A 9008-nucleotide genomic window follows, 5' to 3' on the forward strand; every position below is an offset into this window, starting at 1 on the left:
CCCTAACGGGGGGCGGTTCCCACGACTGGCGATGCACGTCCGCATCGGAGAATGTTCAGCGCAGCGTTGATATCACGATCATGCACGACACCACAGCCATCGCAGGCCCACTCTCTTATTCGCAGTCCTGCGATACCTTTCGGCCGCGTCGTGCTGTCTTTCGACCCGCACGCCGAACAGGACTGGGTAGAACCGCTTTCGTCAACTTCCTCGAACGTGGCCCCGTGCGCGATCGCCTTGTAACGGAGCTTGTTTCGGAAGGGCGACCAGGACGCGTCGTAGACGCTCTTCGCCATCCTGGTTCTGGCGAGCTTGGCAGCCGACACATTGCCGACCGCGATGTAATCAAAGCGTCGCACCAGATCGAGTGCGAGCTTGTGCTGGAAGTCGGCGCGGGCGTTCGCGACCTTCGCGTGCAACTTCGCGATATGCCGCTTGTGTTTTCGCGCCCTTTGCGCTTTCGCAAGCTTCTCGGCCGCACATCGACCGAACCCATCGTTAGGCAGCTTCTCGCCGGTCGAAAGTGTGGCGAAGTCTTTCAGGCCGAGATCGATGCCGACACCGGAATGGATCGGGCGGGCCTGAACATCGGGCATTTCGATCACGATATTCAAGAACCAGTTGCCGCGCGCATCCTGCGCGAAGTTGGTTCCGTCCTTGATCTTGCCTTCGGGAAGCGGTCGGCTGTTGAACACGCGAAAGGTGTTGCCGGCGAAGCGAAAGGCCTCGCCCTCGCGCTTCAAGTCGCGCCCCTTCAGCGGCACCCAACCGAGCGATCTCTTGCTGCGATAGCGCAGGTAAGAGCGTCGGTGCTGGCTGCGCGATTGCGCGTACTGCTCACAAGTTGCGTTGATCGAACCGGAGTGGATGCCGAGCTCCTTGCTGGTGCCGCTCGTCAGTCCATTCAGATCGAATCCTGTAGGCCACTTCTTGCTCCACTTGAGCGCATGCTTCTGCGTGTCGTTGCAGAAGTTCCAGACGTAGTTCACCGCACGGCTCTGCTTGTTAAGCAGTCCGTTGAGCGACTTCACTCGGTAGCGGTAGACAAGAATCATACCGGTGATGCTAACCCCTGGAAGAAGCTGCCTGTCAACGGCACTCTTTCTCTCCCCGCCCTGAAGGACGGTTTTTTTCGGAGCATTTGATGAGCGATACCCAAGACTGGCGCGCGACACTTGATCCGGCTCGCAAGAGCTGGGTCGAGACGGCGAACGATCCCGCCTGCGATTTCCCGATCCAGAACTTGCCGTTCGGCATATTCAGCGATGCGAAGCAGGCGGCGCAGCGCGCGGGCGTCGCGCTCGGCGACCAGATCGTCGACCTCGCCGCGCTCGCGCGGGCGGGCCTCGTGACGCTGCCGGCCGGTGCCGACGTGTTCGCCGCGCCGACGCTCAACCCGTTCATCGCGCTCGGCCGCGATGCATGGCGCAGCGTGCGCGTGCAGCTGTCGCAGCTGTTCTCGCGCGACGCCGCGCGGCTGCGCGATGACGCCGCGCTGCGCGCGCAGGTGCTCGTCGCGCAGCGCGACGCGACGCTGCATCTGCCGGTCGACATTCCCGGCTACACCGATTTCTACTCGTCGAAGGAGCATGCGACCAACGTCGGCTCGATGTTCCGTGATCCGAAGAATGCGCTGATGCCGAACTGGTTGGAGATGCCGATCGGTTACAACGGCCGCGCGTCGTCGGTGGTCGTGAGCGGCACGCCGGTGCGGCGCCCGAACGGGCAACTGAAGTTGCCCGACGCGGAGCGCCCGGTGTTCGGCGCGTGCCGCAAGCTCGACCTCGAACTCGAGACGGGCTTCATCGTCGGCCGCGGCAATGCGCTCGGCGAACCGATCGCGTGCGAGGACGCCGAAGCGCATATCTTCGGGATGGTGCTGCTCAACGACTGGAGCGCACGCGACATCCAGCAGTGGGAATACGTGCCGCTCGGCCCGTTCAATTCGAAGGGTTTCGCGACGACGATCTCGCCGTGGATCGTCACGCTCGACGCGCTCGAACCGTTCCGCGTCGCGCAGCCCGAGCAGTCGCCGCAGCCGCTCGCGTATCTGCGCCACGCGGGCAAGCATGCGTTCGACATCGCGCTCGAAGTGACGCTGCGCGCGCAAGGGGCGGCCGAAGCGACGTCGATCTGCCGCACCAACTTCAAGTACATGTACTGGACGATGGCGCAGCAGCTCGCGCATCACACGGTCGCGGGCTGCAACACGCGCGTCGGCGACCTGATGGGTTCGGGGACGATCAGCGGGCCGACGAAGGATTCGTTCGGCAGCCTGCTCGAACTGACGTGGAACGGCAAGGAGCCGCTCGCGCTGAACGGCGGCGGCAGCCGCACGTTCCTCGAGGACGGCGACGAGCTCACGCTCGCGGGCTGGTGCCAGGGCGACGGTTATCGCGTCGGCTTCGGCGCGTGTGCCGGCAAGATTCTGCCCGCGCGGAGCGCGTGACACGTCCCGTGTGATCCGCAAGGACTGGGCGGCCCGCATCGCGCGGGCCGTTTTCGTTGTGGTGGCGGGTGGCGGCGCGTATGCGCTCGCATGTACCGGGGTGGACGCTGCGCGACAGCGACAGCGACCGCGTCGGTGTCGGCATCAGACCGCGCGCTGCAACGCGGCGCGTCGTTCCCATAGCGCGGCCGCGACGAACGCGGCGACGCAGGCGACCAGCACGCCGACCAGCGCGTCGCTGCCCAGTTGCTCCATCAATGCGCCGGCAACCAGCGGGCCGCCGAAGCTCGCGGCGCTCCACGACGCCGACACGAGCGAGCTCGCGGTGACGAGCGCCGCGCCGCGGAAGCGTTCGCCGCACGCGACGAGCGACAGCGTGTAGATGCTGCCGGCCGCCGCGCCGAGCACGAACAGCAGCGGCCAGCACAGCCACGGGTTCGCGATCACGAACGGCAGCAGCGGCAGGCCCGCGAGCACGATCCAGCCGGCGCCGAGGTGCACGCGTTCGCGGCCGAGCTTGTCCGCGAGCCAGCCGATCGGGAATTGCATCGCGGTGTCGCCGAACAGCATGATCGACGCGAGCAGCACGGCGGTCGCGCTCGCGACGCCGTGATCCATCGCGTAGAGCGGCAGCAGCGACAGCGCGAGCGTATCGAACAGCGCGAAGAAGCCGGTGCCGATGATCAGCGCGGGCATGCGCGGCAGCACGGCGAGCCAGCTGTCGTGCGCTTCGTGATGCGCGTCGTCGCCGGCGAGCGGCGCGCGCCGGATGGTCGCGAGCGTCGGCAGCGCGAGCAGGAACAGCGCACCGCACAGCGCGAAGCGGATGCTCGTCGCGCCGGCGATCTGGCTGACGAGCACGGGGCCCGCCATCTGGAACAGCGTGAAGTTGGTCGCGTAGATCGCGACCACGCGGCCGCGCGTCGAATCGTCGGCGAGCTGGTTGACCCACGCTTCGCCGATCGTGAACAGCAGCATCAGCGCCGCGCCGCACAGCACGCGCAGCACGCCCCACAGGATCAGGTTCGACGTGAACTGCATCAGCACGGTGGCCGCGGCGAGCAGCACGACCGACACGACGATGGCGCGGCGCGCGCCGATGCGCCGCGCGAGCGCCGTGACGAACGGGACGATCGCCAGGCCACCGAGGGCCTGCGCGGCCGTCAGCATGCCGACGACGTTGGTGCCGTGTCGGGCTTCGGTCAGTGCGAGTGCGGTGAGCGGCAGCGTGGCGCCGGTGCCGAGACCGACCACCGCGACGCTCAGGATCAGCGCGAGGAAATCACGATTGAGAATGGCTTTCATCGGCCGCGATGCTACACCGCGGCCCTTGAAAGGTCCATGAAGGCCATCAGGATCGGTTGGGGTTGCGTGCGCAACGAACGCCGCGGCGCGAGGTCGGGCCGCCGCGCGTCATGCGCGTGCGGCCGGATTCAGCGGTGGGTTCGACAGCCGCGGCGGCATGGCCGACTATCGGGCCGGAGCGACGCCGTGTCGCGGCCGTTCCACGCGGCGTGCGCTCGGTCAGCGGCCGGGAGGCGCCGCGGCGGGTGTCGAGTCGGAGTGGTCGTCCGTGGCGGAAACGCCGGACGACGGCGACGGTCCGCCGCTCGTGTCGGAGTCCGCCGCACGATCGGCGGCCTGCGTGGCCGGCACGTCCCAGCCGTTTTCGAACAGGCACGCGTCGATCGGCATCCGCGCGGCCCAGCGCTCCTCCTCGAGCATCGGCTTCGCATAGAACGCATCGACATGCCCGACGCACAGCACGGCGATCGGCTTCGCGCCGGCCGGCATCCCGAGCAGCGTTCGTAGCGCGTCGACGTCGAACAGCGACACCCAGCCCATCCCGAGCCCTTCGGCGCGCGCGGCGAGCCACATGTTCTGGATCGCGCACGCGGCGGACGCGAGGTCCATCTCCGGCAGCGTCCGGCGGCCGAACACGTGGCGCTCGCGATCGTCGGTCAGCGCGACGACCAGCAATTCGCCGCATTCGCGCACGCCTTCGACCTTCAGCCGCATGAATTCGTCCTGCCGCTCGCCGAGCGCGTCGGCGGTCGCGCAGCGCTCGGCCTCGACCAGCGCATGGATCGCGGTGCGCAGCGCGGCGTCGGTGATGCGGATGAAGCGCCACGGCTGCATGAAGCCGACGCTCGGCGCGTGGTGCGCGGCGCGCAGCAATCGCGCGAGCGTGGCCGGATCGACGGGCGCCGGCGTGAAGTGGCGCATGTCGCGCCGTTCGAAGATGGCGCGGTAGACCGCGGCAATGGCGGAGTCGTCGAAACGCATGGGCGGCAGAAAGCAGGGGAGGTCCGCGCAACGATAGCAGACGCGGCGCGTGCGGCGTTACATCAGTCGAAACAAAATGGCGAATCGTTGAGGATCGCGCGCACCGAACGCGCGATGCCGCGGCTCAGCGCCCCGCCGTGACGACGTTGGTCGGCGTGCCGGCGTGCCATGCCTCGATGTTCAGCAGCGTCGTGTGCGCGATCTCGGCGAGCGCCTCGCGCGTGAAGAACGCCTGGTGCGACGTGACGATCACGTTCGGGAACGTCAGCAGGCGCGCGAGCACGTCGTCCTGCAGCGGCAGGTCGGAGTGATCCTCGAAGAAGAGGCCGCTTTCCTCCTCGTACACGTCGAGCCCGAGATGGCCGAGCTGGCCGCTCTTGAGCGCGTCGATCAGCGCTTGTGCGTCGACAAGGCCGCCGCGGCCGGTATTGATCAGCATCGCGCCGTGCTTCATCCGCGCGAGCGTCTGCGCGTTGATCAGATGGTGCGTCGACGGTAGCAGCGGGCAGTGCAGGCTGACGATGTCGGCGTGGTGCAGCAGCGCGTCGAGCTCGACGTAGCGCGCGCCGAACGCGATCAGCTCGTCGTCGTACGGCGGCATCGAGTGCGCGAGCACGTGCATCCCGAAACCCATCATGATCTTCGCGAACACGCGGCCGATCAGGCCGGTGCCGATCACGCCGACGGTCTTGCCGTGCAGGTCGAAGCCGAGCAGGCCGTTCAGCGAGAAGTCGCCTTCCCGCGTGCGCGCGACCGCGCGCGGCAGCCGGCGGTTGAGCGCGAGGATCAGCGCGACCGCGTGTTCGGCCACCGCATGCGGCGAATAGGCCGGCACCCGCACGACCGCGATGCCGAGCCGCTCGGCGGCTGCCAGATCGACGTGGTTGAACCCGGCCGAGCGCAGCGCGATCAGGCGCGTGCCGCCGTCGGCGAGCCGTTCGAGCACGGCCGCGTCGACGGTGTCGTTGACGAACGGACACACGACTTCATAGCCGTGCGCGAGGATCGCGGTTTCCGCGTCGAGGTGCGACGGCTGGAAGTGCAGCCGATAGCCGAACTGCCGGTTAGCGGCGGTAAACGATTCGTCGTCGTACTGCCGGCTGCTGAACAGGATCACGCGCACGCTGCACCTCCAATGGCTGTCGCGTGCAGTTTACTGCAGGCCCGTCTGCCGCCCCGTGACGAGATCGACGCGATCGGGCGTGCGCAGGAAGCTGTAGCCGGCCGGCGCGCGGGCCGCCTGCACGCCGAAATGCTCGAGCGCGTGCTCGACGAAGCTGCGCGTGCGGGCCGGCACGTACTGGCGGTTCGGGTAGACGAGCGACAGCTGCGCGTCCGGGTCGTCGATCTGGTAGGTGGGCAACAGCCGCACGAGCGTGCCGGTGGCGAGCGCGTCGGCGACGCACGGCTCGGGCAGCACCGCGATGCCGGAGCCGGCGACGGCCGCCGCGTGCACGAGCGCCAGCTGGTTGACCGTGCAGGTCGGGCGTAGCGTGATCGAATGCGTTGCGCCGTCGTGGCCGACCAGCCGCCACGCGGGCGCATGCTGGTGCGGCGCGAGTGCGACCCAGTCGTGGCCCGGCAGGTCGTCGGGCGCGCGCGGCTCGCCGCGCCGTTCGAGATACGCGGGCGCCGCGCAGGCGACGAGCGGGGCCGGCGGGAGTGCGTGGCCGATCAGCGTCGGGTTGCCGTCGAGCCGGTTGCCGGTCACGATGCCGACGTCGTAGCCCGAATCGAGCACGTCGAGCGGCCCTTCGGCGACGGTGAGCTGCACCCGCAGCTCGGGGTAGCGGTGCCGGAAGCTGCTGACCAGCAGCGTCACCGCGAGCGGCGACAGCAGGCCCGACGCGACGACCCGCAGCGTGCCGGCCGGCTCGCGCACCGCATGCGCGACGGATGCCTCGAGATGATCGAATTCCTCGAGCAGCGCGCGGCAGCCGTCGAGGTAGCGCAGGCCGGCCTCGGTCAGCGACAGGTTGCGCGTGGTGCGGTGGATCAACCGCGTGTTCAGGTGAGACTCGAGCATCGCTATCGAACGCGTGACGAGCGCATTGGACACGCCTAGATGGTGCGCCGCGCGGCGGAAGCTCTGCTGCTCGGCGACGCAGACGAACACACGCATGGTCTGAATCTGGTTCATGGCTCGCGAATTTCTGGCCCGGTTGATTGATATCGGTTGTGATTTTTCGTTGCACGACCTGGAAAACCGTCGCGCGACACCCGGTTCTCCTTCGTATCGAAAAATCGGTTTTCCATTCTGCAGACAATTGTTCATTACAGATGCGTTACCCGTCAACCTGCGAAAAAGGGCGGGTTGCGTAAAATCGAAATCACGGGTATCGCTTTAACGAATCGGGGTCGCGAGGGTGCGATCGGATAACTTGGGCGTATTGAAGAGGGGGTGCCTGAGATTTGAAGATTTTTCCTGTAAATCAATGTGTTGTGCGCTAACCGTGGCGGCCGGATCCGGTATTTGGTGAAATCGCTCACCAATAGATGCTGCGATAATGGATGTTTTTGCGCAAATCGCGGTTTTCGTGGGTCGATTCCACCTGCGCGATTTTTTTCGTGATCACCGGTATTCCGGCCGATACTGCACGGCGCTGAAGGCGGAAATCCGGGACTCGTCCCGATATTGCCGGGGAAAATCGCCGGGATCGAACCCCCGATGGAACCGTTTCGCATGCGCACGGCAATGCCGCGGCAATACGGAACCCGGTCGTCGGACAGGTGCGCGGCCGGTGGCCCGGTCCGTCGACCGGGCCACCGGCACGCTGTCCGGCCACGGGTGCCTCTTGCGCGCGGCCGCGGAACACGGAATGATCGATCAGTTCGCCATGCCGCGCGGCGGACGACACGTCCGTGCGTTTTCTTCCCTCCTCTTTTGCCTGCCATGTCCATCGATTACTCGCCGATTCCCTGTCCCGTCGTCGTGCCGCTCGACGCGATCTTGCCCGAAGAACCGCTGCTGATGATGGGGGCCGGCCCGGTCCCGATCCCGGCCGCCGTCGCGAAGGCGAACACGATCGTGATCAACCACCTCGGCGCGACGATGGCGAAGATCATCGAGCAGGTGAAGGAGATGGCGCGCTATGTGTTCCAGACCCGCACGAAATGGGTGCTCGGCGTGGCCGGCCCCGGCTCGGCCGCGATGGAAATGGCGATCTCGAACCTCGCGTGGCGCGGCACGCGCGTGCTGTCGATCCGCAACGGCTTCTTCAGCGCGCGGATGGCCGAGATGGCGACGCGCGTCGGCGCCGACGTCGCGACGCTCGAAGTGGCCGACCGCTCGGTCGCGAGCCTCGACGAGATCGCGGACGCCATCGCGCGCGAGCGGCCCGAGATCGTCACGATCGTGCAGGGCGAGACGTCGAACACCGTATGGAACCGAGAACTGCGCGAGATCGCGGCACTCGCGAAGGCGGCCGGCGCGCTGGTCGTCGTCGATGCGGTGTGCACGCTGTCGACGATGCCGCTCGAGATGGACGCATGGGGCATCGACGCGGTGATCACGGGCGGCCAGAAGGGGCTGTCGTCGATCCCCGGCGTATCGCTGATCGCGTTCTCCGACGCCGCGTGGAATCGGATGAAGCAGCGTCCGGAACCGAACGCGCACTGGTGCCTCGACATGGCGCTCGCGGAGAACTTCTGGCACAACGCGGGCTATCACTACACGGCGCCGGTGTCGGGCGTGCTCGCGCTGCACGAGGCGCTGCGCCTCGTCTGCGCGGAGACGCTCGAAAGCCGCTTCGCGCGCCACCTGCGCTGCTCGCTCGCGCTGCAGGCGGGCGTCGAGGCGATGGGGCTCACGCTCTATGCGCCGAAGGAGTGCCGGCTCAATTCAGTGGTCGGGATCGAGACGCCCGAGGGGCTCACGCCCGGGATGGTGTGCGGCCATATCTCGCAGCAGTACCAGGTCGAGATCTCGGGCTCGTTCGGGCTGCCGATCGTGCGGATCGGGCAGATGGGCGAACAGTGCCGCGAACACAACCTGTTCCGCACGCTGCATGCGTTCGGCCGCACGATGGACGATCTGAAGGTGCCGGTCGACCTGCCGGCCGGCGTGGCCGCGCTCGAGCAGGAACTGTCGCGGCGGGGCGCGTAAGCGGGAGACGAGGGCGCCGGATGCGCGCGGCGGCGCCGGCCGTCGAAAGGCGCGCCGGCCTCAGCCGCCCTGCATCGCGCGCCGGTACGCGTTCGCCGTCGTGCCGTGCGCGTCGCGAAAGCGATGGCTGAAGTGGCCGGCGTTCGCGTAGCCGCATTCGGCCGCGAC

The 9008-nt window shown here is 67.6% G+C and carries 8 protein-coding genes and 1 pseudogene; 2 read left to right on the forward strand and 7 right to left on the reverse strand.

Annotated elements, in window-relative coordinates:
- Positions 1 to 2: 2 nt before the first annotated feature.
- Complete coding sequence (locus tag F3J14_RS06960) at positions 3 to 1055, reverse strand: RNA-guided endonuclease TnpB family protein (protein ID WP_166722370.1); 1053 nt, start codon at positions 1053 to 1055, stop codon at positions 3 to 5.
- 89 nt (positions 1056 to 1144) lie between these two features.
- On the opposite strand from F3J14_RS06960, the gene fahA reads away from it, so the two are divergent.
- Positions 1145 to 2449: a fumarylacetoacetase gene (fahA, locus tag F3J14_RS06965; RefSeq protein WP_166722371.1), complete on the forward strand. Its 1305-nt coding sequence runs from the start codon at positions 1145 to 1147 to the stop codon at positions 2447 to 2449.
- 144 nt (positions 2450 to 2593) lie between these two features.
- On the opposite strand, the gene F3J14_RS06970 is transcribed toward fahA, so the two are convergent.
- From F3J14_RS06970 to F3J14_RS06990, 5 genes are all read right to left on the reverse strand, one after another.
- Positions 2594 to 3754, reverse strand: a complete 1161-nt coding sequence (locus F3J14_RS06970) for an MFS transporter (RefSeq protein WP_166722372.1) — start codon at positions 3752 to 3754, stop codon at positions 2594 to 2596.
- A gap of 219 nt (positions 3755 to 3973) precedes the next feature.
- A complete protein-coding gene (gene bluB, locus F3J14_RS06975; protein ID WP_166722373.1) occupies positions 3974 to 4735 on the reverse strand; it encodes a 5,6-dimethylbenzimidazole synthase in 762 nt (253 codons plus the stop codon).
- Positions 4736 to 4859: 124 nt separating this feature from the next.
- A complete protein-coding gene (locus tag F3J14_RS06980; RefSeq protein WP_166722374.1) occupies positions 4860 to 5858 on the reverse strand; it encodes a 2-hydroxyacid dehydrogenase in 999 nt (332 codons plus the stop codon).
- Positions 5859 to 5888: 30 nt separating this feature from the next.
- Positions 5889 to 6875 carry a LysR family transcriptional regulator gene (locus F3J14_RS06985; RefSeq protein ID WP_166722375.1) on the reverse strand — a complete coding sequence of 329 codons (987 nt, stop codon included), beginning with the start codon at positions 6873 to 6875 and terminating at the stop codon, positions 5889 to 5891.
- 346 nt (positions 6876 to 7221) lie between these two features.
- Entirely contained in the window at positions 7222 to 7593 is a 372-nt protein-coding gene (locus tag F3J14_RS06990; protein ID WP_166722330.1) for a hypothetical protein, read from the reverse strand.
- 35 nt (positions 7594 to 7628) lie between these two features.
- Between F3J14_RS06990 and F3J14_RS06995 the strand changes: the two genes are divergently transcribed.
- Positions 7629 to 8840 (forward strand): alanine--glyoxylate aminotransferase family protein, encoded by a 1212-nt coding sequence (locus F3J14_RS06995; RefSeq protein WP_166722376.1) that lies wholly within the window; start codon positions 7629 to 7631, stop codon positions 8838 to 8840.
- A gap of 60 nt (positions 8841 to 8900) precedes the next feature.
- Here F3J14_RS06995 and F3J14_RS07000 read toward each other — a convergent pair.
- Positions 8901 to 9008: pseudogene (locus F3J14_RS07000) on the reverse strand (AraC family transcriptional regulator); the annotation flags it as partial.

Source organism: Burkholderia sp. Tr-862 (assembly GCF_011753085.1).
GTDB classification, from domain to species: Bacteria; Pseudomonadota; Gammaproteobacteria; order Burkholderiales; family Burkholderiaceae; genus Burkholderia; species Burkholderia ambifaria.

What these genes read in the sequence shown, in the direction of transcription:
- F3J14_RS06960 (WP_166722370.1), bottom strand. Translation starts at nt 1,055, where the DNA reads ATGATTCTTGTCTACCGCTACCGAGTGAAGTCGCTCAACGGACTGCTT.
- fahA (WP_166722371.1), top strand. Translation starts at nt 1,145, where the DNA reads ATGAGCGATACCCAAGACTGGCGCGCGACACTTGATCCGGCTCGCAAG.
- F3J14_RS06970 (WP_166722372.1), bottom strand. Translation starts at nt 3,754, where the DNA reads ATGAAAGCCATTCTCAATCGTGATTTCCTCGCGCTGATCCTGAGCGTC.
- bluB (WP_166722373.1), bottom strand. Translation starts at nt 4,735, where the DNA reads ATGCGTTTCGACGACTCCGCCATTGCCGCGGTCTACCGCGCCATCTTC.
- F3J14_RS06985 (WP_166722375.1), bottom strand. Translation starts at nt 6,875, where the DNA reads ATGAACCAGATTCAGACCATGCGTGTGTTCGTCTGCGTCGCCGAGCAG.
- F3J14_RS06995 (WP_166722376.1), top strand. Translation starts at nt 7,629, where the DNA reads ATGTCCATCGATTACTCGCCGATTCCCTGTCCCGTCGTCGTGCCGCTC.